The sequence below is a fragment of the Burkholderia latens genome, from assembly GCF_902499045.1.
Taxonomy (GTDB): domain Bacteria; phylum Pseudomonadota; class Gammaproteobacteria; order Burkholderiales; family Burkholderiaceae; genus Burkholderia; species Burkholderia latens.
In genome coordinates, this window is the sequence record NZ_CABVPL010000031.1 from 43,560 (window position 1) to 66,875 (window position 23,316).

General features: G+C 67.1%; 22 protein-coding genes and 1 tRNA gene. 14 read left to right on the plus strand and 9 right to left on the minus strand.

The window, feature by feature from the left end:
• The first annotated feature begins 8 nt into the window (after positions 1-8).
• Entirely contained in the window at positions 9-734 is a 726-nt protein-coding gene (locus BSE24067_RS20275) for a phosphonate utilization associated transcriptional regulator (protein WP_151064117.1), read from the plus strand.
• A gap of 432 nt (positions 735-1,166) precedes the next feature.
• Here the strand turns inward: BSE24067_RS20275 and BSE24067_RS20280 are convergent, their stop codons facing one another.
• Both BSE24067_RS20280 and BSE24067_RS20285 read right to left on the minus strand, forming a co-directional pair.
• A complete protein-coding gene (locus BSE24067_RS20280) occupies positions 1,167-2,555 on the minus strand; it encodes an FAD-dependent oxidoreductase (RefSeq protein ID WP_151064116.1) in 1,389 nt (462 codons plus the stop codon).
• A 140-nt stretch (positions 2,556-2,695) separates the two neighbouring features.
• The gene (locus tag BSE24067_RS20285; protein ID WP_244130576.1) at positions 2,696-2,971 is read right to left on the minus strand and encodes a hypothetical protein; all 276 of its coding nucleotides are present in this window, start codon (positions 2,969-2,971) and stop codon (positions 2,696-2,698) included.
• Positions 2,972-3,082: 111 nt separating this feature from the next.
• Between BSE24067_RS20285 and phnA the strand changes: the two genes are divergently transcribed.
• From phnA to BSE24067_RS20310, 5 genes are all read left to right on the plus strand, one after another.
• On the plus strand, positions 3,083-4,321 hold the full coding sequence (gene phnA / locus BSE24067_RS20290) for a phosphonoacetate hydrolase (protein WP_151064114.1): 1,239 nt from the start codon (positions 3,083-3,085) through the stop codon (positions 4,319-4,321).
• A gap of 27 nt (positions 4,322-4,348) precedes the next feature.
• Positions 4,349-5,803: a phosphonoacetaldehyde dehydrogenase gene (gene phnY, locus BSE24067_RS20295; protein WP_151064112.1), complete on the plus strand. Its 1,455-nt coding sequence runs from the start codon at positions 4,349-4,351 to the stop codon at positions 5,801-5,803.
• A 201-nt stretch (positions 5,804-6,004) separates the two neighbouring features.
• Positions 6,005-6,787 carry an amino acid ABC transporter substrate-binding protein gene (locus BSE24067_RS20300; RefSeq protein ID WP_151064110.1) on the plus strand — a complete coding sequence of 261 codons (783 nt, stop codon included), beginning with the start codon at positions 6,005-6,007 and terminating at the stop codon, positions 6,785-6,787.
• A 14-nt stretch (positions 6,788-6,801) separates the two neighbouring features.
• The gene (locus BSE24067_RS20305) at positions 6,802-7,482 is read left to right on the plus strand and encodes an amino acid ABC transporter permease (protein ID WP_151064108.1); all 681 of its coding nucleotides are present in this window, start codon (positions 6,802-6,804) and stop codon (positions 7,480-7,482) included.
• The gene (locus BSE24067_RS20310) at positions 7,479-8,237 is read left to right on the plus strand and encodes an amino acid ABC transporter ATP-binding protein (protein WP_151064106.1); all 759 of its coding nucleotides are present in this window, start codon (positions 7,479-7,481) and stop codon (positions 8,235-8,237) included. Before BSE24067_RS20305 ends, BSE24067_RS20310 begins: the two co-directional genes overlap by 4 nt.
• Positions 8,238-8,271: 34 nt before the next feature.
• Here the strand turns inward: BSE24067_RS20310 and BSE24067_RS20315 are convergent, their stop codons facing one another.
• Complete coding sequence (locus tag BSE24067_RS20315; protein WP_151064105.1) at positions 8,272-9,087, minus strand: alpha/beta fold hydrolase; 816 nt, start codon at positions 9,085-9,087, stop codon at positions 8,272-8,274.
• Positions 9,088-9,168: 81 nt separating this feature from the next.
• Between BSE24067_RS20315 and BSE24067_RS20320 the strand changes: the two genes are divergently transcribed.
• Positions 9,169-9,783 carry a CGNR zinc finger domain-containing protein gene (locus BSE24067_RS20320; RefSeq protein WP_151064103.1) on the plus strand — a complete coding sequence of 205 codons (615 nt, stop codon included), beginning with the start codon at positions 9,169-9,171 and terminating at the stop codon, positions 9,781-9,783.
• A 24-nt stretch (positions 9,784-9,807) separates the two neighbouring features.
• Here BSE24067_RS20320 and BSE24067_RS20325 read toward each other — a convergent pair whose 3' ends face one another.
• Positions 9,808-10,857 carry a DUF3592 domain-containing protein gene (locus BSE24067_RS20325; protein WP_151064101.1) on the minus strand — a complete coding sequence of 350 codons (1,050 nt, stop codon included), beginning with the start codon at positions 10,855-10,857 and terminating at the stop codon, positions 9,808-9,810.
• Positions 10,858-11,045: 188 nt separating this feature from the next.
• Positions 11,046-11,121 (minus strand) — tRNA-Lys (locus BSE24067_RS20330).
• 200 nt (positions 11,122-11,321) lie between these two features.
• Between BSE24067_RS20330 and BSE24067_RS20335 the strand changes: the two genes are divergently transcribed.
• Together BSE24067_RS20335 and BSE24067_RS20340 are read left to right on the plus strand one after the other, a co-directional pair.
• A complete protein-coding gene (locus BSE24067_RS20335) occupies positions 11,322-11,726 on the plus strand; it encodes a PaaI family thioesterase (protein ID WP_059534903.1) in 405 nt (134 codons plus the stop codon).
• Between the two features lie 8 nt (positions 11,727-11,734).
• Positions 11,735-12,601, plus strand: a complete 867-nt coding sequence (locus BSE24067_RS20340) for a patatin-like phospholipase family protein (RefSeq protein ID WP_151064100.1) — start codon at positions 11,735-11,737, stop codon at positions 12,599-12,601.
• A gap of 60 nt (positions 12,602-12,661) precedes the next feature.
• Here the strand turns inward: BSE24067_RS20340 and BSE24067_RS20345 are convergent, their stop codons facing one another.
• Positions 12,662-13,675, minus strand: a complete 1,014-nt coding sequence (locus BSE24067_RS20345; protein ID WP_151064098.1) for a D-2-hydroxyacid dehydrogenase family protein — start codon at positions 13,673-13,675, stop codon at positions 12,662-12,664.
• Between the two features lie 425 nt (positions 13,676-14,100).
• Between BSE24067_RS20345 and BSE24067_RS20350 the strand changes: the two genes are divergently transcribed.
• Complete coding sequence (locus tag BSE24067_RS20350) at positions 14,101-15,150, plus strand: LysR family transcriptional regulator (RefSeq protein ID WP_151064097.1); 1,050 nt, start codon at positions 14,101-14,103, stop codon at positions 15,148-15,150.
• A 131-nt stretch (positions 15,151-15,281) separates the two neighbouring features.
• Here the strand turns inward: BSE24067_RS20350 and BSE24067_RS20355 are convergent, their stop codons facing one another.
• From BSE24067_RS20355 to dprA, 3 genes are all read right to left on the minus strand, one after another.
• Positions 15,282-17,879 (minus strand): DNA topoisomerase III, encoded by a 2,598-nt coding sequence (locus BSE24067_RS20355; protein WP_151064095.1) that lies wholly within the window; start codon positions 17,877-17,879, stop codon positions 15,282-15,284.
• Between the two features lie 192 nt (positions 17,880-18,071).
• Positions 18,072-18,452, minus strand: coding sequence for a thioredoxin family protein (locus BSE24067_RS20360; protein WP_151064093.1), 381 nt, complete (start codon positions 18,450-18,452; stop codon positions 18,072-18,074).
• A 36-nt stretch (positions 18,453-18,488) separates the two neighbouring features.
• A complete protein-coding gene (gene dprA, locus BSE24067_RS20365; RefSeq protein WP_244130577.1) occupies positions 18,489-19,811 on the minus strand; it encodes a DNA-processing protein DprA in 1,323 nt (440 codons plus the stop codon).
• A gap of 185 nt (positions 19,812-19,996) precedes the next feature.
• On the opposite strand from dprA, the gene def reads away from it, so the two are divergent.
• From def to htpX, 4 genes are all read left to right on the plus strand, one after another.
• A complete protein-coding gene (gene def / locus BSE24067_RS20370) occupies positions 19,997-20,500 on the plus strand; it encodes a peptide deformylase (protein ID WP_040142555.1) in 504 nt (167 codons plus the stop codon).
• 32 nt (positions 20,501-20,532) lie between these two features.
• Positions 20,533-21,525 carry a methionyl-tRNA formyltransferase gene (gene fmt / locus BSE24067_RS20375; RefSeq protein WP_151064091.1) on the plus strand — a complete coding sequence of 331 codons (993 nt, stop codon included), beginning with the start codon at positions 20,533-20,535 and terminating at the stop codon, positions 21,523-21,525.
• Between the two features lie 110 nt (positions 21,526-21,635).
• Positions 21,636-22,277 (plus strand): LysE family translocator, encoded by a 642-nt coding sequence (locus BSE24067_RS20380; RefSeq protein WP_151064089.1) that lies wholly within the window; start codon positions 21,636-21,638, stop codon positions 22,275-22,277.
• A 98-nt stretch (positions 22,278-22,375) separates the two neighbouring features.
• Positions 22,376-23,233: a zinc metalloprotease HtpX gene (htpX, locus tag BSE24067_RS20385; RefSeq protein WP_006485774.1), complete on the plus strand. Its 858-nt coding sequence runs from the start codon at positions 22,376-22,378 to the stop codon at positions 23,231-23,233.
• The last annotated feature ends 83 nt before the right edge of the window (positions 23,234-23,316 follow it).

A 23,316-nucleotide genomic window follows, 5' to 3' on the forward strand; every position in this document is an offset into this window, starting at 1 on the left:
GCCCGACCATGACTTCCCCGAACGCGCTCAACGCCATCGAGCTCCTGCAGAGCCAGTCGCTCGCGATGCTTGTCCAGGACATGCTCGAGCGCGCGATCGTGTCCGGCGAATATGCGCCGGGCGAGAAGTTGAACGAAGTCGATATCGCGACGAAGCTGAACGTGTCGCGCGGCCCGGTGCGCGAGGCATTCCGCGCGCTCGAACAGGCGGGGCTGCTGCGCAACGAAAAGAACCGCGGCGTGACGGTGCGTGTCGTGCCGCTGCGCGAAGCCGAGGAAATCTACGAAGTGCGCGCGATGCTCGACGAGTCGGTCGCGCGCGCGCTCGCGAAGCGTATTTCTCCCGACACGCTGAAGGTGCTGAAGGGCATCATCCAGTCGATGAAGGATGCGGCGAAGACGCACGACGTCACGCGCTACACCGAGCTGAACGTGCAGTTCCACGACGCGATGGTGGTCGGCGTCGGCAATACGCACCTCACCGATACCTATCGGCGGCTCGTGCGCCAGCTCGGGCTGCTGCGCCAGGCGGCGATCGAGGCTGAGGAGGATGCGATCGCGGTGTCGGCGGCCGAGCACGACAAGATCGTGCAGGCACTCGCGAGCGGCGACGAGGAGAAGGCCGTCGCGCTCGTGCGCGAGCACGTCGCGCATGGCCTCGCACGGATGCGCCGCATGCACGAGCAGGGGCTGCCCGGGACGGGCAAGGCGGCGCGGGAGAAAGCGCGCGCGTGAGGGGACACGGTGCGTGTCGTTGCGTATCGTTCGGTCACGGGCCGGCCGCTCGTTATGCCGGGCGGGCGTAGCTTCGCTCGAAATCGATGTGGCTCCGGCCGAATGCAACGATCGCCCGCAGGCGATTATTTGCGGTGTCGTTTATCGAAGGCATCATCCAGCACGCAGCCCGTGCCGGATTTGCAGTCCACTTGCGTGTATGCGTAGATTTTGGCAACACGATCCGTCAGTGGAACACAGGACTCGCCTTTCCTGATCGTAAAGATCGGCTGGGTCCTGTCGTCGTTCGGTTCGGCAAACGCAGGCATATCTTGAAGCGCCGTCCATTCCTCATCTTTGTATTTCGAGCACCCGCTGATCATCACGGCGAGTGCGGCTAATAGCAGGAGGCGTGTAGGCCTTTCCTGCTTCCTGCCGCATTGCGCTCGCCAGTCACGCCTTATCGGCCTTCCCCGCCGCGCTCGCAAACTTCGCGAGCCACGTATCAACCGCCGACGGCTGCCGGCTCTCGTCCTCCGCGCGCTCCTTGCGGCGAATCGCGTTGCGCACGACATGCGCGCCGACATAACGAATCGGCTCCGGCGGAAAATGACCGAGCGGGCCGCGCACGATCGGGCTGCGCGTCCACGCGTTGTCGAGACCGAGCACGAGCGACGACAGGATCTGCCCACCCATGTAGGTCGGCCCGACACCATTGCCCGAATAGCCGAAGCCGTAGAACACGTTCGGCGCGTCGTCGAGGCGGCCGAAGAACGGGAAGCCCGTCACCGAGCGATCCGACGGCCCGTTCCAGCTCGCGGTGATCGGCACGCCCGCAAGCGACGGGAAGAATTCGCGCAGGCTGTGCGTGAGCTGCGCCTCGTACGGCGAGCGCCGATCGAACACCGGCGCGATGCGGCTGCGCCACGAGAACGTGTTGCCGCCCTTGCCGAGCATCAGCCGGCCGTCGACGGTCGTCCGGTAGTAGTACACGAAGATCCGCGAATCGAGCACGGACACGCCGTCCACGAGCCCGGTCCTTTCCAGCAGCTCCGGACATTTCTCGGTGATGACCATGTCGCTCGACACGACCGCGATCGTCCGTTCGAACTGCGGAAACCGGCTCGCCATCCACGCGTTGATCGCGAACACGAGCTTGCCCGCGCGCACGCTGCCGGACGGCGTGCGCACGACCGCCGGCTGCCCCGGCGTGAAGTCGACGAGCGGCGTGCGCTCGTAGATGCGGATCCCCATGTCGAGCGCGACGCGGCGCAGCCCGCGCACCAGCTTGCCCGGATGCACGGTCGCGGCGATCGGCGAGTACACGCCGTCGAGATTGCGTGCCGAGCCCGAGCGCCGCGCGACTTCGGCGGCCGGTAGCGGCTCGTAGCTGTGGATCCCGCACGCGGCGAGCGCATCGAGCACCGGCGCGAGCGTGCCGACCTGCGCGCGCGACGTCGCGGTGTACAGCGTGCCGTCGAGCCGCAGCTCGGCATCGACGCGATGCGCGCGGCAGAAGTCGGCGATGTGCTGGACGGCCGCCTCCGATGCCTTCACGAGCCGGATCGCCTCCGCTTCGCCGAACAGCCGCCGCAGCGTCAGAAATTTCGCGGACCACGTGAGCACGCAGCCGCCGTTGCGTCCGCTCGCGCCGGCGCCGCACAGATCGGCTTCGAGTATCGCGATGTCGAGCGCCGGGTTCTGCTGCTTCGCCTGGATCGCGGTCCAGAGCCCCGTGAACCCGCCGCCGACGATGCAGACATCGGCCTGCGTCGCGCGTTGCAAAGCCGGGGCGAGATCGCCGCCGTTGAACAATGCCTGTTCGATCCAGAAGGGTCGCATCGCGTGTCGTGCCGGTAAGGATGGAAGGCGGCCGTGCTGCACACGGCGCGAAACCGAAAATCAATGGAAAGGAGAAACCGCCGCACCGCCATGCGCGATGGCGGGGCAGCGCGCCACGGTGCGGCCCCGTGTGCGTCGCGTCAGGCCGCCGCTGCCGCCGGCGCGCGACGCACGCCCACCGGCTTCGGCATGTCGGCGATGGCGGCGAGTGTGCCCGAAATACCCGCTTCGCCGAATTGGAAGTGGCCGATGCACCCGACGCACCACGCATCGAACTGGGCCAGCCTGGCCAAATACCCAATGTAGCCGCGCTTTTTGACCGCCTGATAAAACCGCGCCGCCGCACGACGCGGATGAACGACACACGCGCGCGCACGCTGTGGGATCATCCGGATTTTGCTTTCTGTTCTTTGCATGTTGTTGACAATCTACAAATCGTCAATTTTAATGTCAAGTATGGAAAGGCCTCTTCGGCGCGGCTCGGGCGCCGCCGCTCGGCCCCCTTCGAATCGAAAGGACTGAACGTCATGACTGAAACGCCTGTATCCGTGGAAGTGAACGGCCGCCGCTACAACTGGATGCGCCGCCCCGTGGTGGTGGTCTGCGTCGACGGCTGCGCGTACGAATATCTGGAGATGGCGGCCGACGCCGGCGTCGCGCCGTTCCTGCGCACGCTGCTGAAACCGGGTACGGCGCTGAAGGGCGAATGCGTGGTGCCGAGCTTCACGAACCCGAACAACCTGTCGATCGTGACGGGCGTGCCGCCGTCGGTGCACGGCATCAGCGGCAACTATTTCTACGATCGGGAAACCGGCGCCGAGGTGCTGATGAACGATCCGAAGTACCTCGTCGCGCCCACCGTGCTCGCGGCCTTCGCCGAACGGGGCGCGCGTGTCGCGGTCGTCACTGCGAAGGACAAGCTGCGCCGCCTGCTCGGCAAGGGGCTCAACGGCATCTGCTTCTCGTCGGAGAAGGCCGCCGACGCGAATCTCGAGGAAAACGGCATCGACAACGTGCTGGAACTCGTCGGCAAGCCGGTGCCCAGCGTGTACAGCGCGGACCTGTCGGAATTCGTGCTCGCGGCCGGCGTGCGCCTGCTCGAGACGCGTCCGATCGACCTGATGTACCTGTCGACGACCGACTACGTGCAGCACAAATGCGCGCCCGGCACCGACGGCGCGAACGCGTTCTACCAGATGATGGATGCGTACCTGAAGCGGCTCGACGAGCTCGGCGCGATCGTCGCGATCACGGCCGACCACGGGATGAACGCGAAGCACGACGGCGAGACCGGCGAGCCGAACGTGATCTACCTGCAGGAGCTGTTCGACGCGTGGCTCGGCCACGACGCGGCGCGCGTGATCCTGCCGATCACCGATCCGTACGTCGTGCACCACGGCGCGCTCGGTTCGTTCGCGACCGTCTACGTGCCGGCTTCCGCCGACGTGAACGCGCTGCGCGCGCGGCTTGCCGCGGTGGATGGCATCGAGCTCGCGCTGACGGGCGCCGAAGGCTGCGCGCGCTTCGAGCTGCCGCCGGACCGGATGGGCGACCTGATCGTGATCTCGAAGCAGGACGTCGTGCTCGGCACGCGCCGCATCAAGCACGACCTGTCGGGCCTCGACGTGCCGCTGCGCTCGCACGGCGGAATCTCCGAGCAGACGGTGCCGCTGATCTTCAGCAAGCCGGTCGCGCACGACGTCACGGGCCGTGCGCGGCTGCGCAACTTCGACGTCATCGACATCGCGCTCAACCATCTGCAGTGACGCGGACGCATCCGCGAGGAGACACCCATGAACGCCATTGCAGCATCGCCGGAAGCCGGCGCGCTTCATCGTGAAGCGCTGCGGATCGACGGTGAACGGATCCATCGCGACGCGGTGATCGACGTGCGCAATCCGTATGACGGCTCACTCGTCGGCACCGTGCCGAAGGCGACGCTCGACGACGTGCGGCGTGCGTTCGCCGTCGCCCGTGCATACCGGCCGTCGCTCACGCGCCACGAGCGCGCGGCGATCCTGCGCCGCGCGGCCGACATCGTGCGCGCCCGCACCGCCGAGATCGCGGCGCTGATCACGGCCGAGGCCGGGTTGTGCATCAAGGATTCGACGTACGAAGCGGGGCGCGTCGCCGATGTGCTGACGTTCGGCGCGGGCGAAGTGCTGAAGGATGACGGGCAGATCTTCTCGTGCGATCTGACGCCGCACGGCAAGAAGCGCCGCGTGTACACGCAGCGCGAGCCGCTGCTCGGCGTGATTTCCGCGATCACGCCGTTCAATCATCCGATGAACCAGGTCGCGCACAAGGTCGTGCCGTCGATCGCGACCAACAACCGGATCGTCGTGAAGCCGTCGGAGAAGGTGCCGCTGTCGTGCTACCGGTTCGCGGACATCCTGTACGAAGCCGGCCTGCCGCCGCAGATGCTGCAGGTGATTACCGGCGACCCGGACGAAATCGCCGACGAGCTGATCACGAACCCGGCGATCGACCTGATCACGTTCACCGGCGGCGTGTCGATCGGCAAGTCGATCGCGTCGCGGATGGGCTACCGGCGCGCGGTGCTGGAGCTCGGCGGCAACGATCCGATCATCGTGATGGAAGACGCCGATCTCGACGAGGCGAGCACGCTCGCGGTGTCGGGGTCGTACAGGAACTCGGGGCAGCGCTGCACCGCGATCAAGCGGATGCTCGTGCACGACGCGGTGGCCGATCGCTTCACCGAGCTGGTCGTCGAAAAGACGCGCGCGTGGACATACGGGAATCCGGCCGATCCGTCGGTCGACATGGGCACCGTGATCGACGAGGCGGCTGCGAAATTCTGCGAGCAGCGGGTGAACGACGCGATCGCGCGCGGTGCGCGGCTGCTGGCCGGCAACGTGCGCGACGGCGCGCTGTATGCGCCGACGGTCGTCGATCGCGTGACGCCGGACATGCCGCTCGTGAAGTACGAGACGTTCGGGCCCGTGTCGCCGATCATGCGCTTTCGCGGCATCGACGAAGCGATCCGGATGGCGAACAGCACCGACTATGCGCTGTCGTCGTCGGTCTGCACGAACCGCTTCGATCACATCACGCGCTTCATCACCGAGCTGGAAGTCGGCAGCGTGAACGTGCGCGAAGTGCCGGGCTACCGGCTCGAGCTGACGCCGTTCGGCGGCGTGAAGGATTCGGGCCTAGGCTACAAGGAAGGCGTGCAGGAAGCGATGAAGAGCTTCACGAATACGAAGACCTATTCGCTGCCGTGGTAAGCGGTGCGTAAAGTGCCGGCGCCCGGGCCCGCATCGGCCCGCATCGGCTTCGCGGCCGGCGCGCGCGTTATTCGATCGGCTCATATCGTTAGCCGATTTGCGTTTTTGCCGCGCATCGGCGCGTCGGTAGAATTCGCGGACTCTCGCAGGGCACGGGCGTGCCCGCGGGATGATTCTCTTCAATCATTCGGGGTCCGCACCATGAAAATCATCCGCTCCCTCCTGGTCGTCGCGATGCTGCAGGCCGTCGCCGTCACGAGCGCGCTCGCTGCCGACGACCTGTCGCAGATCAAGTCGGCCGGCGTGTTCCGGGTCGGCACCGAAGGCACGTACGCGCCGTTCACGTATCACGACGCGGCTGGCAGGCTGACCGGCTTCGACGTCGACATCGCGACCGCGATCGCGCAGCGGCTCGGCGTGAACGCCGAGTTCGTCGAAGGCAAGTGGGACGGGCTGATCGCGGGCCTCGACGTGAACCGCTACGACGCGGTCGTCAACGAAGTGTCGATCACCGACGCGCGCAAGGCGAAATACGATTTCTCGACGCCGTACATCACGTCGCACGCGGTGCTGATCGTGCGTGCGGACAACACGTCGATCCGCTCGTTCGACGACCTGAAGGGCAAGAAATCCGCGAACACGCTGACGAGCAATTTCGGCAAGCTCGCGGCCGCGCACGGCGCGGACGTGGTGCCCGTGCAGGGCTTCAACGAATCGATCGACCTGCTGGTTTCCGGGCGCGTCGACGCGACGATCAACGACTCGCTGTCGTACCTCGATTTCCGCAAGCACAAGCCCGATGCGAAGCTGAAGATCGCGGCGACCGACACGTCGGGCGCCGGCGATGCGTCGGGCGTGCTGCTGCGCAAGGGCAACCCCGCGCTGGTGGCCGCGATCGACAAGGCGCTCGCGGACATCAAGGCCGACGGCACCTACGCGAAGATCTCGCAGAAGTACTTCGGCCGCGACGTGTCGCAACCGTGACGCGAGGCTGATCGATGCCGTCCTGGCTGCACCTGATGGCGGATTCGCTGCGGCCCCTGCTGGTGGCGGGGCTCGTATTTACGGTTCCGCTCACGCTCGCGTCGTTCGCGATCGGCCTGTCGCTCGCGTTCGGCGCGGCGCTCACGCGCCTGTTCGGGCCGCGCTGGGCGCAGGCCGCCATTCGCTTCTACATCTGGCTGTTTCGCGGTTCGCCGCTGCTCGTGCAGCTGTTCGTGATCTTCTACGGATTGCCGAACGTCGGCATCGTGCTCGATCCATTGACCGCCGCCGTGATCGGCTTCTCGCTGAACGTCGGCGCGTACAACGCCGAGGTGATTCGCGGCGTGATCGAGTCGATCCCGAAGGGACAGTGGGAAGCCGCGTACTCGATGGCGATGACGCGCGCGCAGGCGCTGCGCCGCGCGATCCTGCCGCAGGCCGCGCGCGTCGCGCTGCCCGCGCTGTCGAATTCGTTCATCTCGCTCGTGAAGGACACGTCGCTCGCGGCCGTGCTGACCGTGCCCGAGATCTTTCAGGCCGCGCAGCGCATCGCGGCCGTAACCTACGAGCCGCTGATCCTCTATACCGAAGCCGCGCTGATCTATCTGCTGTTCAGCTCGGTGCTGTCGTCGCTGCAACGCCGGCTGGAGCTTCGCTTCGGCCGCCACGCGCTGTTCCACGCGGAGTTGCGATGATCCGGCTCGAACGCATCGACAAGTCGTTCGGCGCGCAGCGCGTCCTCAACGGCATCGACCTCGCGTTGCAGCCGGGCAGCGTGACCGCATTGATCGGGCCGTCCGGGAGCGGCAAGAGCACGCTGCTGCGCTGCGTGAACCTGCTCGAAGTGCCGGAGACGGGCACGCTCACCGTTGGCGACGCGCATATCGACTTTGCGGCCGCGCAGCGGCCGTCGCGCGACGCGGTGTTCGCGGTGCGCAGGCAGACCGGCATGGTGTTCCAGAACTTCCAGCTGTTTCCGCACCTCACCGTCGTGCAGAACGTGATGGAAGGGCTCGTGACCGTGCAGCGATGGCCGCGCGAGCAGGCGCGGCAGCGGGCGCTCGCGTTGCTCGACAAGGTCGGCATCGCGGACAAGGCCGACGCATGGCCCGCGACGCTGTCGGGCGGCCAGCAGCAGCGCGTCGCGATCGCGCGTGCGCTCGCGCCGTCGCCGCAGGTGCTGTTGTGCGACGAGCCGACGTCCGCGCTCGATCCCGAGCTGTCCGTCGAAGTCGTCGACGTGCTCCGCCAGCTCGCGCGGGAAGGCACGACGATGCTGATGGCCACGCACGACCTGCGCCTCGCCGCGTCGGTGGCGCACGACGCGGTGTTTCTCGCGGACGGCCGCGTCGTCGAGGCGGGCGCATCGCGCGAGCTGTTCGGACGGCCGAGCGATCCACGCACCGCGAAGTTCGTCGCGACGCTCGCGCACGGCGTGCCCGCGTTCTGACGACGCCGCCGCGTCGCGCGGTGCCGGCGGCGATTCAGCGTGGCGCGTGCGCGTCGAGCATCGCGGCGACGATCGCTTCCGGCGCATCTTCCTGAACGAGGTGTCCCGCACGCGGCACGCGGATCAGCTTGCCGTCGGCGATGCGATCGGCGAGCGCCTGCCCCTGTTCGAGCGGAATCCACGCGTCGTCCTCGCCCCACACGATGCGCACCGGAAAGTCCGGCCGCGCATAGCGGGCCTCGGCCTCCTCGATATAGCGCTGGCGCATCTGCGCGATCTGGCGATAGAACGCCGGCTGGCCGGACGGCGTGAGCCACGGTGAACGATAGATCGCCAGCACGTCGTCGCTCAGCGGCCGGGCGACTGCGTTGCCGATATAGGCCGACACCAGCGCGTGATGCGCATACGCCGGCAACCCGGTGAACGCGGCTTCGTGCTGCGCGACGTGCCGCACGAACGGCGAGCCTTGCGGCGCGATCGCGACCGGATTCACGAGCGTCAGATCGGAATACGCGATCCCGTCGAGGAAATGCGCACGCAGCACGGTCGCGCCGCCGTAGTCGTGGGCGAGCACGCGCGGGCGCGAAAGCTTCCATTCGTCGAGCAGCGCGCCGAACAGCGCGTTCTGCCGGCCGAGCGACACGTCCGCGTCGGGCATGTCGGACTGCCCGTAGCCGAGCAGGTCGTAGAAGAACACGCGATGGCGCCGTGCGAGCCACGGCGCGATCCGCCGCCACACCTGCGACGAAAACGGCGTGCCGTGCACGAGCACGAGCGGCGGCCCTTCGCCGAGCGAGCCCCATGCGACCCGGTGGCCTTCGAAAATGAAGCGGTTGGGAAGATCCAGCATCGGCGCCTCCGTGATAACCTGTTTTTGCTGTTAACAGGTTACGCCGGTTTGCCCGGATATGAAACCTATAGGCGGAAATAAATGGTTACTCGATACGAAGCTGCGCGGCAGGCGCATACATGGGGCGCTGCGGATTTCATCGGCGGCCATCCGGTGCTCGACTTCCTGAACACGGTTGCGGACACGGGCAAGACGCGCGACGAGGACAAGCTCGTCGACTGGCGGGCCGTGCATGCTTGGGCACGGAAGTCGGGATTGCTGGCGGACGCGGATCTGACGCGGTTTCTGCGTCATCCGCGGCAGGACGGTGCGGGCGAGCTGGCCGCGCTGCGGGGTTTTCGCGAGGATGCGTACGCGGCGCTCGCGCACCTGACGGCCGGTGGCGGCGGCAGCGCCGGCGCGCGTGCGGCCGACCGGCTTGCGACGGCGATCCGCGATGCGATCGGACGGAGCACGTTCGATGCTGTCGATGGCCGGTTTGCGTGGCGTCCCGATGCGCGCGCCGCGTCGCGCTGGATCGATGCGGCCGCACTCGGGTTCGAGCAATTGCTGCGCAGCGACGATTTCGCGCGCGTGCGGCAGTGCGGCCGGTGCACATGGTTCTTCGTCGATCGCGGCCGCGGCGTCGGACGGCGCTGGTGCGACATGCGCACGTGCGGGAATCGCGCGAAGGTCGAGGCGTTCAGGGAGCGATGACGCGCGCGCGGCACGCCGCGCGCGTCAGTCGGCGATTTCGTGCGGGCGATGCTCGGGCCACAGCGCGCCGGCGATGACCAGTCCGGCGACGAGGAATGGCGCGCCGATCGCGAACAGGATCGCGGTGAGCCCCCAGCGGTCCCAGAACTGGTCGATGACCGCGCGCTCCGGTGTGACGGGGTCGTACAGCACGTTGACGATCTCGCCTTCGTACAGCGTCGGGTGCGACGACGCCGAGCCTTGCGCGAATCGGATCGGGCGGCCGCTGTCGGTCGTGAACGCGATGATGGCCGAGTAGAGCGACGTGCGGGCGCCGGGCGAGCGTGCGGTTTCCGTGACTTCGACGACATGACCGGTCGAGTGCGCATAATGACGGGCAATCTGCCATTCGCGCAGCCCGGCCGCGCCGGCGCCGGCGAGGAAGCCGGTGCCGATCGCGATCGGAACCAGCGCGACGGCGATGTTCCAGCGGCGCGGTGCCGCGTTGCCGGCAGCCGCGGCGGAACGTGCGTTGGCGTGGCGACTGCGTCGCTCGCTCACGTACAGCAGGCTGCCGATCGCGAGCGACGCGGCCGCGAGCAGCGCCGGTACGGCGACGGGAAGCCAGCGTTGCGCGAAATCGTCGATCAGCGCGGGACGGTTCGGATGGTCCGGATCGATCAGCACGTCGACGCTTTCGCCGATGTCGTAGGCCGGGACCATCGATGCGGTATTGCCGGCGACTTCGCGGCGGCGGCCGTCGTTCGCGAGATACGCGACGATCGGGCGGTACGCACGCATCGCGTCGCTGTCCTGCACGATGCGCACGACCGTGCCCGGTGCGCGGACCAGGTGTCCGGCCGCGGCGCTCCCGGTGACGGCGAGTCCCGCAGCGGCGACGAGCAATGCAATGCCGAGCGCAAAGGCGACGAGCGCGTCCTTACGCAGCATGAGCGGATCCGTTGCGCGCGTCGTGCGATGGATCCGGATGCGATCGGGTGGGTGGCGCGACGCGACGTGCGCGCCGCTGTCGGCGTGACCATGCCCTCTGAATGGTCGCGTCTCGCTCACATGATTCCATGTCTGACGTCCCATGCTCTCTCAGTGCCGGCCAGCGATACGACGATCGCGATGCCGGTCGTGTGATATTTGTCGGACGATTCTAGCGGAAAGTATGCGCGGAAGGCATCGATATGATGGCCTGCGATGATGCGGCGAGCGGCCGGGCGGCGCCGGAAATGGAAAAGGCCGGTCAGCTTGCGCTGACCGGCCTTTGAAATTCCTGGTGGGGCGTGAGTGACTCGAACACTCGACCTACGGATTAAGAGTCCGCTGCTCTACCAACTGAGCTAACGCCCCCAACAGAAGAAAGATTATGCACGGGTATTTCGACCTTGGCAAGCCCTTTCTGCAAATCTCGTCAAAATATTTCGTCGCGGCCAGCCGGGGCTGCCGGCAGCTTTCCGAGGGATAACGAGCGATCGCAGTTGGCCCGCTCCCGGTATGATGACGTCCACCTGTTGCGCGGCGGTCGCGCAACGCTTTCAGGGCATTCGAAGATGGACGAAAACGCAGTCCGCGAATTGCTGGATCGCCTGCTGGCCCCGTGGGTCCGCTCGCTGGGTCTGGTCCCCGTATCGATCGGCGACGACAGCGTCACGATGCGCCTGCCGTTCTCCGGCGAATTCCGTCATTCGGGCGGCATCATCTGCGGCCAGGTGTTTACGGCCGCCGCCGACACCGCGATGGTCGTCGCGATCTCGGTTGCGCTCGGCGAATTCCGGCCGATGACGACCGTGTCGCTGAACACCAATTTCATGCGCCCGGTGCGCAAGGGCGACGTGCTCGTCACCGCGCGCGTGCTGCGGATGGGCCGCAACCTGGTGTTCGGCGAGGTCGAGCTGTTCGACGAGGACGGCAAGATGGCCGTGCACGCGACGTCGACGTACGCGCTCGTCGGCTGAGCGGCGCGATGTTCGACCAGATCGTGTTCGCGGGCGGCGGCAATCGCTGCTGGTGGCAGGCCGGCTTCTGGGACGTCGCGCAGCCGGCGCTCGGCCTGCGCCCGCGCGTGATCACCGGCATCTCGGCCGGCGCGGCGACCGCCTGCATGCTGTATACGCGCGATGCCGCATGGGTGATGCGCTATTACGACGAAGCGCTGCGCGACAACCGCAAGAACGCGTATTGGGGCAACCTGTTCGGGCGCGAGCCGGTGTTCCCGCATTACCGGATCTACCGCCAGGCGCTGCTCGACATTTACGGCGAGCCGTTCGCGCGGCTTGCGGATGCGCCGGAAATCCGCATCGGCGTCTCGCACGTGCCGCGCTGGCTCGGCGCGCGTAGCGCGGTCGCCGCGGGCCTCGTCGCGTACAACATCGAAAAGTACCTTCGCAAGACGCTGCACCCGACGCTCGGGCGCACGCTCGGCTTTCGGCCCGAGTTCGTGCGCGCGCAGGCCTGCGCGAACGTCGACGAACTCGCCGATCTGATCCTGCAGTCGTCGTGCACGCCGCCGTTCACGCCGGTGCTGCGGCGCGGCGGCCGGCCGGTGCTCGACGGCGGGATGGTCGACAACGTGCCGGTCGGCGCGCTCGATTCATCGCCGGGCGACGTGCTGGTGCTCGTCACGCGGCTGTATCCGCGTCCGCAGATGTTCACGGTCGCGCACGGCGACCAGCGGCGGCTCTATGTACAACCGTCGAGCAAGGTGCCGATTTCGAGCTGGGATTACACGAGCCCGTCGCAGATGCAGCATGCGTACGACCTCGGACGGCGCGACGGCGAGCATTTCCTCACGCGCGTCGACGCGATGACGGGCGGCCGCGTGGCCGCCTGAACAGGGAAGCGGAAAGCCGGAAGCGCGGCCGCGCAGCGCGCGCGGCTGCACGCGCGCCGGTCAGCGCACGCGGCGCGGCGTCAGCGCTTCCGGATTGACGACGCTCGACAGGTCGCCCTGATCGAACGCGAGGATGTTCTTGAACGCCGCGCTGAAATAGAGCTCGTAGCTTTCGCGCTCGACGTAGCCGATGTGCGGCGTGCAGATCACGTTTTCCATCCGCAGCAGGCTGTAGCCTTGCAGGATCGGCTCGCTCTCGAACACGTCGATCGCTACCATCCCCGGCCGGTTGTGCGACAACGCGTTGACGAGCGCGTTTTCCTCGAGCAGCTCCGCGCGGCTCGTGTTGACGAGCAGCGACGTCGGCTTCATCCGCATCAGGTCTTCCTGCTTGACGATCCCGCGCGTGTCGTCGTGCAGGCGCAGGTGCAGCGACAGCACGTCGCTCTGCTCGAACAGCGCGTCGCGGCTCTCGGCGGCCGTGTAGCCGTCGGCGCGCGCGGCCTCGAGCGAATGCTCGCGGCCCCAGATCAGCACGTTCATCCCGAACGCCTTGCCGTAGCCGGCCACCAGCCGCCCGATCTTGCCGTAGCCCCAGATGCCGAGCGTCTGGCCGCGCAGCACCTGGCCGAGGCCGAAGTTCGGCGGCAGCGCCGACGTCTTCAGGCCCGACTGCTGCCACGCGCCCTGCTTCAGGTTCGCGACGTATTGCGGGATGCGGCGCTGGGCGGCCATCACGAGTGCCCAGGTCAGTTCGGCCGGCGCGACCGGCGAACCGGTGCCTTCGAGCACCGCGATGCCGCGGTCGGTACAGGCCTCGAGGTCGATGTGGCTCGAGATGCGGCCGGTCTGACTGATCATGCGCAGATTCGGCAGCTTCGCGAGCAGTTGCGACGAAATCGGCGTGCGCTCGCGGATCAGCACGAGCGCTTCGACTTCCGCCAGACGGCTCGCGAGTTGCCCCAGCCCGCGCACCGTGTTGTTGAAGACCTTCACGTCGTGCTCGGCGAGCATCTCGAAGCAGTTCAGCTTGCGGACGGCGTCCTGGTAGTCGTCGAGAATGGCAATTTTCATGGTCAGCGGGAGTCGCGCGTTGAAAGCGGTGCCGGCGGCGGCGCACGTTGTGCGCCCGTCCCGGCCGGCCGGGGCCGACATGATGCTACGTCGGCGGCCTTCTTGGTGTCTTTTTAACAGCTTGTTACGCTCCGCCGCAATCTGCGCCGGCCCGACCCGGCGGCGCTCCGAGCCGCCACGCCGGGTGCGCTGCTGTGTCGCATCAAACACGTCCTTTCTGATTCGGTCGCTTGCCAACCAAGGTTCACCCAATTGTTGCTCCAATCAGAATAATTGGATCATCCATTCGCGATCGATGAGGATTTTTGACTATTTTTATCGCGAACCAGTGTGTTGTTGAGCAACTCTGCATCATTTCCGCTGTCGTAGGAGAATTACGCATTTGCTTCATCTTTTTGAAGTTGTAACAGCGGCAGGAGTCGTTTATGGATCATTTGCAGTCGATGCGCGTGTTCGTCAAGGTTGCGGATCTCGGCAGTTTCGCGCGGGCCGCGAGTGCAATGGATATCTCCAACGCGGTCGCGACGCGTCACGTCGCCGATCTCGAAGGCCGGCTCGGCACGCGGTTGCTGAACCGCACCACGCGCAGCCTTTCGCTGACGGAGTCGGGCCAGGTCTATCTGGAGCGGGCGCGCCAGATTCTCGATGAGCTCGAGGACGTCGAACAGATGGTCGTCGCGCGCAACCACGAGCCGGTCGGCACGTTGCGCATCGTCGCGCCGGTCGTGTTCGGCCTGCACAATCTCGCTCCCGTCCTGCAGTCGTACACGGAGAATTTCCCGAAAGTGGTGCCGGACCTGACGCTGGTCGACCGCCAGGTCGATCTCGTCGAGGAAGGTTTCGACGTCGGGATCGTCGTCACGCGCCAGATGCGCAGCGCGAGCATCGTCACGCGGCGGCTGACCACCGGCTGCATGACCGTGTGCGCGACGCCGAGCTATCTGGAAAAGCACGGTGTGCCGACGCATCCGGAGCAACTCGCCGAGCACCCGGCGCTGAGCCTGCCGACCGAATACTGGGGCGACGAGCGCGTGTTTACCGGCCCGGACGGCGAAGTGCGCGTGCGCCCGACCAACGTGATCGTCGCGAACAACACCGCGATGCTGCGCCAGTTCGCGCTGCTCGGGATGGGTGTCGCGATCCTGCCGAGCTACCTGATCGGCGGCGACATCGCGCGGGGCGCGCTGGTGCGGCTGCTGCCGGATTTCCGGCTGCCGCAGGTCGAGATCAACATCGCCTACCCGAGCCGGCGGCATCTGCCTGCGAAGGTGCGCACGTTCATCGACCATCTCGTCGAGTATTTCAGCCATTCGACCGACGCGACGATGGGCGAACAGTGGGCCGCGCAAGGTGCGGCGCCTGCGCCGATCGGCGTCGAGTTGCGTGCGGACCCGGCCGAATCGACGGACCCGAACCTGCAGCCGCGTGTCGCGCGTGCGCCACGCGCGCGGGTCGCGGTGCCGTCGCCGCTGTAACGGTACGCGCGGCTGCCGCGCACCCGTACTGCGCGGGCACCAATAAAAAACGCGGATCGAGCGATCGATCCGCGCTTTTTTTGCCGGCGGCCGGCATGCGACGCGCCGGGGAACCCCGGGCTGCTACGTCGTCACGAGCCCGTCTTGCGCGCCGTCGTCTTGCGGGCGGCGGTCTTGCGCGCCGGTGCCGGTTTCTCGTCGGCGCCTTCCGTCACGGTTTCGGCATCCTTCGTCGCCGATTTTGCCGTCTTCTTCGCGGCGGCCGCCTTCGGCTCCTTCTTCTCGAACTCGAAACCGATCTTGCCGTCCGGCTGCTTCACGAGGAACGCCTTGAAGTTGCGGCCGGTGCGCGACGACTTGAAGTTCGGCAGCAGATCCGTGCGACCGTCGGCCAGCAGCTTGGCCATCTGCTCGCGCGTGATTTCCTGCTGCAGGATCACCTTGCCCGAACGGAAGTCGCACGTCTTCGGATTCGCGACCGAATGCTCGCACACGTAGCTCATCCCGTGTTCGAACACGCGGCCTTTGCACTTCGGGCACGCGCCGACCGGTTCCTGCCCGGAGAAGTCTGGCGCTTCGCCTTCGTCACCGCCCTGGTCCTGGCCGAAGTCGAACTCGAGCTTGTAGTTCTTCGTTTCATCGTCGAACGACAGCTTCAGGATCGCCGAGAACGGGCGCCCCATCTTGCTGCGGAAACCGGACAGCGGCCCGATCGTCTTCTCCCGCAGCAGTTCCTCGACTTCCGCGATCTCGAACTGCCGGCTGCCCGGAATCTTCGAGATCGAGAAATCGCATTTCGTGCATGCGAAGCGGCGATAGTTTTCCTTCACCTGGCCGCCGCAGTTCGGGCACGGCGTCTCCAGCGTCGCGTAGTCGCCGGGGATCGTGTCGGAATCGTATTCCTTCGCGCGCTTGACGATCTGCTGCGTCATGCGGGCGATTTCCTGCATGAACGCGTCGCGCCCGAGGTTGCCGCGCTCCATCTGCGACAGCTTGTATTCCCATTCGCCGGTGAGTTCGGGGGCCGTCAGTTCCTTCACGCCGAGCCCGCGCAGCAGCGTCATCAGCTGGAACGCCTTCGCGGTCGGAATCAGCTCGCGGCCTTCGCGCACGAGATATTTCTCGCCGAGCAGCCCTTCGATGATCGCCGCGCGCGTCGCCGGCGTGCCGAGGCCCTTCGCGGCCATCGCCTCGCGCAACTCGTCGTCCTCGACCAGCTTGCCTGCGCCTTCCATCGCCGACAGCAGCGTCGCTTCCGAGTAGCGTGCGGGCGGTTTGGTCACGAGCGCGACGGCGGCGATCTCGTCCGTCTTCACCTTCTCGTCCTTCTGCACCGGCACGAGATTCGCGTCCGCGCCTTCGGCATCGCGGCCGTACACCTGCAGCCAGCCCGGCTCGACCAGCACCTTGCCTTCGGTCTTGAAGTGATGGCCGGCGACTTCGGTGATACGCGTCGTCACGCGGAATTCGGCGGCCGGGAAGAACACCGCGAGGAAGCGCTTCACGACCATGTCGTACAGCTTCTGCTCCGGCTCGGACAGCGACTTCGGCGCCTGCAGCGTCGGGATGATTGCGAAGTGGTCGCTGATCTTCGAGTTGTCGAAGATCCGCTTGTTCGGCTTCACCCAGCCCTTGTCGAGCACCTGCTTCGCATGCGGCAGGTAGTTGTGGCTCTCCTTGAGCATCTCGAGCGTCGACTGCACCGTCGAAAGGTAGTCCTCCGGCAGCGCGCGTGCGTCGGTACGCGGGTAGGTCAGCACCTTGTGCTTTTCATACAGCGCCTGCGCGAGACCGAGCGTGTTCTTCGCGGAAAAGCCGAAACGGCTGTTCGCCTCGCGCTGCAGGCTCGTCAGGTCGAACAGCAGCGGCGACAGCTGCGTCGACGGCTTCGATTCCTCGGACACCGTGCCGATCTGGTCGCGGCACGCGGCGACGATCGTTTCGGCCGCCGGCAGGCTCCACAGCCGGGAGTCGCGCTTTTCCGGATCGAATTCGTCGCGCTTGAATTTCGGGTCGAACCACTTGCCTTCGTAGAACCCGCCCGCGCACGCGAACTCGGCCTTCACTTCCCAGTAGTCGCGCGGAACGAAACGGCGGATTTTCTCTTCACGTTCGACGACGATCGACAGCGTTGGCGTCTGAACGCGGCCGACAGTCGTCAAGAAAAAGCCGCCGCCCTTGCTGTTGAACGCGGTCATCGCGCGCGTGCCGTTGATCCCGACGAGCCAGTCCGCTTCCGAGCGGCACCGGGCCGCGTCGGCGAGCGGCTGCATGTCGGCGTCGCTGCGCAGGTGCGCGAAACCGTCGCGAATCGCCTGCGGCGTCATCGATTGCAGCCACAGGCGCTGGACCGGCTGCTTCGCCTTCGCGTGCTGCACGATCAGGCGGAAGATCAGTTCGCCCTCGCGCCCCGCGTCACATGCGTTGATCAGGCGATCGACGTCCTTGCGCTTCATCAGCTTGGTGAGCACCTTCAGGCGCGACTCGCTTTTTGCGATCGGGTTCAGGTCGAAATGCGGGGGGATGACGGGCAGATGAGCGAAGCTCCATTTCCCGCGCTTGACCTCGTACTCTTCCGGGGCGGCGATCTCCAGCAGGTGGCCGACCGCGGACGACAGGACGAATTCGTCGCTCTCGAAGTATTCGTCATGCTTGGTAAAGCCGCCCAAAGCGCGCGCGATGTCGTTCGCGACAGAAGGCTTTTCCGCAATGATCAGTGCTTTGGACATGACAGATGTATGTTGGTAGACCGGGTTCGCCGGTGTGGGTCCCTTTTACGACGGCTTTATAGCACACGCGGGGGCGACGGCGGCTCGGCGTGTAAAAAAGCGGCTCATCATAGAGGGGGGGCGCAACGGCGGCAAGCGCCCGGCGCGGCGGCACGCTCAACGGCGTGCGGCGCCGCCTGGGCGGCGCACGGTTCACGCCTCGACGTTGAGGATGTTGCGCAATTTCGGTGCGTGCGGTGCACCGGGTACCGCGCTCAGGTCGGCCAGCATCCGCTCGACGATCGCCGCGTGAGGCAGCACCGTGCCGAAGAAGCGGGCGGTGTTCGCGTCCTCGATCAGGATGGTCGGGAAATTCTCGACGTCGAGGTCGTCGAGCCGGTCGGCATGGGTTTCGATGTCGATCCACGCGAAGCAGGCGCCGGGATGGGCGTCGGCGAGCTGGTCGAACGCGGCGCGGTAGTCGCGGCAGGTGCCGCACCATTCGGCGCACAGGCAGGCGACCAGCAGCGTGTCGGGATCGGCGAGGCGCTCGGCGATCCGATCGGCATCGGTGTCGAGATTCAGCGCGGGCATGGAATTCCTTGGATATCGTCGGCGGCACGGCCGCTCCTATGCGGGGGAATGTAGCACGCCGGCCGGAGCCGGGGTGGGCGCCGCATCAAGCCGCGCGAAGCGCCCGCCGGCCACGCTCGCGACGCGGCCGGCCAGTTCGAGCGCGAGCAGCGCACCGTGCAGTACCTCGTCGGACAGCCCGCTGTGCTCGGCCAGCCACTCATAGGTGACGGGGCCGTATCCCAATGCAGCGAGCACGGCTCGTGTAGCCGGGTCGTCGGGCGGCGCCGCTGCGCTCACGTCGGCTGCGGCGGGTAGTGCCGCGCAATCCGCTGTCGCGACGGACTTGCTCGCGTCGCGGCCGGGCGCTTCGCCGGCGTCGCCGTTATCGGGGCGCGAACGCGCATTCGCCGGGGCGTGGCTCACGGCGGTCGCCGGGGCGCCCACGCCGTACTCCTCGAGCACGTCGAGCGGCGTCGCGGTCAGCTTTGCGCCGTCGCGAATCAGCGCGTGGCAACCCTGCGCGAGCGGTGCGTGGATCGAGCCCGGCATCGCGAACACGTCACGCCCGAGTTCGTTCGCGAGCCGCGCGGTGATCAGCGAGCCGGAGCGCGGCGCGGCTTCGACGACGAGCGCGCCGAGCGCAAGCGCGGCAATCAGCCGGTTGCGCTGCGGAAAATGCGACGCGCGCGCCGGCGTGCCGAGCGGCCATTCCGACACGATCGCGCCGCGGGCGGCGATCTCGTGCGCCAGCGCCCGGTGGCGCGCCGGATAGACGAGATCGGCGCCCGTCGCGATGACCGCGATCGTACCGGCTCGGCCGTCGAGCCCGCCGCGGTGTGCGGCGCCGTCGATGCCGAGCGCGAGGCCGGAGACGATCGCGAACCCCGCATCGGACAGGGCATGCGCGAAGCGTGTGGCGTCGGCGAGCCCTTGGGGTGTCGCATGTCGGCTGCCGACCACCGCGATGCCGCGCGCATGCAGCAGGTCGAGCCGGCCCTTTACATATAGCAGCGGCGGCGGGTCGTGCAGATCGCACAGCCGCGGCGGGTACGCGGAATCGCCGAGCGTGACGATCGCATTGCCGGGCAGTTCGAGCCACGCGAGCGCGGCGTCGGTGCGCGCGTCGAGGTCGTCGCGCTCGGTGGCGCGCAGCGCCCGCGCGGCGGCCACGCTGCTCGCGGCCGCGATCGCATCGTCCGATGCGCGCAGCAGCGCGGCCGGCGACCCGAACGCATCGAGCAGCACCCGCAGCACGGCGGGAGCGAGGCCAGGCGCATGCGCGAGCTGTAGCCACGCGCGCAGCGCGGAGGCGGTCAGCGCTTGCGGCGACATGGGGCTCCCTTCGAATGCGACCGCCAGCGGACCGCGTGGCGCCATGATAAAATTTTCATCATCCGAAATACTCGACAGGGCCGCGCGCACGGGCGTCCGGCCAATTGCAGGAGGCATGACCTGCGGCATTGATATGCCGCGCGTGTGCCTCATCTTCATTGCATCCCGGCAGTGGCGCCAGCCGGCCGGATGGCCGATGCGGCACGCCGCTTCACCGAATACCGAACACCATGGCTTTGCTGAACATTCTTCATTACCCCGACAAGCGGCTGCACAAGGTCGCCAAGCCCGTCGACAAGGTCGACGACCGGATCCGCAAGCTCGTCGCCGACATGGCCGAAACCATGTACGCGGCGCCGGGCATCGGCCTCGCGGCGACACAGGTCGACGTGCACGAGCGCGTGATCGTGATCGACGTCTCCGAAGAGAAGAACGAGCTGCGTGCGTTCATCAACCCGGAGATCATCTGGTCGAGCGACGCGAAGCAGGTCTACGAGGAAGGCTGCCTGTCGGTGCCCGGCATCTACGACGAAGTCGAGCGTCCGGACCACGTGCGCGTGCGTGCGCTCAACGAGCACGGCGAAACCTTCGAACTCGATTGCGAAGGCCTGCTGGCCGTATGCGTGCAGCACGAGATGGATCACCTGATGGGGCGCGTGTTCGTCGAATACCTGTCGCCGCTCAAGCAGACGCGCATCAAGACGAAGATGAAGAAACTCGAACGCGCGATGTGACGCGTGTTCGCCAAGCCCTCCCGAACGCTGTCATGACCCATACGTTGCGCGTGATTTTTGCCGGCACGCCGGAATTCGCCGCGGCTGCACTCGCCGCGATCCACGAAGCCGGTTTTCCGGTGCCGCTCGTGCTCACCCAGCCCGACCGCCCGGCCGGGCGCGGGATGAAGCTGCAGGCAAGCGCGGTGAAGCGCTACGCCGTCGAGCATGGGATGCCCGTCGCGCAGCCGCCGTCGCTGCGCCGTGCGGGCAAGTACCCGCAAGAAGCGGCCGACGCGCTCGAGCTGCTGCGCACGACCCCGCACGACGTGATGGTGGTCGCCGCGTACGGCCTGCTGCTGCCGCAGGAAGTGCTCGACATTCCGCGCGCCGGCTGCATCAACATCCACGCGTCGCTGCTGCCGCGCTGGCGCGGCGCCGCGCCGATTCATCGCGCAATCGAGGCCGGTGACGCCGAAACGGGCGTGACGCTGATGCAGATGGACGTCGGCCTCGATACCGGCGCGATGATCGACGAAGCGCGCGTCGCGATCGCGCCCGACGATACGACGGCGACGCTCCACGACCGGCTCGCCGCCGACGGCGCGCGGCTGATCGTCGACGCGCTCGTGCGGCTCGAGCGCGACGGCACGCTGCCCGCCATCCCGCAGCCGGCCGACGGCGTGACCTATGCGGAAAAGATCGGCAAGCACGAAGCGGCGCTCGACTGGCGCAAGCCGGCCGACGTGCTCGCGCGCCAGGTGCGTGCGTTCGACCCGTTCCCGGGCGGCGTCGCGACGCTCGACGGCGCCGCGATCAAGCTGTGGGCGGCCGAGCCCGTGGCGGCGCGCGGCACGATTGCCGACATGACGCCCGGCACGATCGTCGAAGCCGCGCCGGAAGGCGTGGTCGTCGCGTGCGGCAGCGGCGCGCTGCGCGTCACGCAGCTGCAGAAGCCGGGCGGCAAGCGCCTGCCCGCGCGCGAATTCCTGGCCGGCTCGCCGCTCGCCGCGGGCCAGCGTTTCGCGTTGCCCGACGCGGGCTGAGCATCATTCGACACGACATCCCGGCCGCGCGCAATCGGCCGGATGGCCGAGTCGCGCGGTGCTTCAGGCGCGCGTAGAATTTCCCTGCGCTTTCCGGTTTCGAGGTTCTCATGCTTGGCATTACCCATTTCGGCTTCTTCGTGCTCGCGGTTTTTCTGCTGAACGTCACGCCCGGCCCCGACACCGCGTACATCATCGGCCGCAGCGTCGCGCAGGGCCGCGGCGCGGGGCTGATGTCGGCGCTCGGCATCTCGGCCGGCTGCTGTGTGCACGCGCTCGCGTGCGCGTTCGGGTTGACCGCGCTGCTCGCCGCGTCGGCGGCTGCGTTCACGGTGATCAAGCTGGTCGGTGCCGCGTACCTGATCTACCTCGGCGTGCGCATGATCGTCACGAAGCAGGCCGCCGCGCAAACAGGCGCGCAGGCGGAGCCGGCCACGGCCGCAAAGCCGCTGCGCCAGTTGTTCATGCAGGGTTTCTGGACCAACGTGCTGAACCCGAAGGTCGTGCTGTTCTTCGTGTCGTTCTTCCCGCAATTCGTGTCGGCCGACAGCCCGCACAAGGCGCTGCCGTTTCTGGCGCTCGGCTCGGTGTTCGTCGTGATGAGCACGGTCTGGACCTCTATCGTCGCGTGGGTCGCGGGCAGTGTCACGCAACGCTTTTCCGGCAAGCCGGGCGTCAAGAAGTGGCTCGATCGCACGGTCGGCAGCGTGTTCGTCGGCCTCGGGCTGCGGCTCGCGGCGGCGCAACGCTGAGATTGAATTTTTCCGGCAAGACCTTATCTAACAAATCGCTTACAATTTTCCGCCGCGCTGGGATGTGCGGCGGGTCCCCTGACGGATAAGGAGTGGGTATGTTCAATTGGGTCAAAACGGCGATGCTGATGGCCGCGATCACGGCCCTGTTCATCGTGATCGGCGGCATGATCGGCGGCTCGCGCGGGATGACGATCGCGCTGCTGTTCGCGCTCGGCATGAATTTCTTCTCTTACTGGTTCTCCGACAAGATGGTGCTGCGCATGTACAACGCGCAGGAAGTCGACGAGAACACGGCGCCGCAGTTCTACCGGATGGTGCGCGAGCTCGCCACGCGCGCGAACCTGCCGATGCCGCGCGTGTACCTGATCAACGAGGATGCGCCGAACGCGTTCGCGACGGGCCGCAACCCCGAGCACGCGGCGGTCGCGGCCACCACGGGCATCCTGCGCGTGCTGTCCGAGCGCGAGATGCGCGGCGTGATGGCGCACGAGCTCGCGCACGTGAAGCACCGCGACATCCTGATCTCGACGATCACCGCGACGATGGCGGGTGCGATCTCGGCGCTGGCCAACTTCGCGATGTTCTTCGGCGGCCGCGATGAAAACGGCCGTCCGGCCAACCCGATCGCGGGCATTGCGGTCGCGCTGCTCGCGCCGATCGCCGGTGCACTGATCCAGATGGCGATTTCGCGGGCGCGTGAGTTCGAGGCCGACCGCGGCGGCGCGCAGATCTCCGGCGATCCGCAGTCGCTCGCCACCGCGCTCGACAAGATCCATCGCTATGCGGCCGGCATTCCGTTCCAGGCGGCCGAAGCGCACCCGGCCACCGCGCAGATGATGATCATGAACCCGCTGCACGGCGGCGGGCTGCAGAACCTCTTCTCCACGCACCCGGCCACCGAGGAGCGCATCGCGCGCCTGATGGAAATGGCGCGCACCGGCCGCTTCGACTAAGCCGCACCACGCTCCGCACGCCGCCCCGCACGCCTCGCGCTGCGGGGTGTTTCATTTGTGTGTCTCGTAAAGGGGCCGCATTG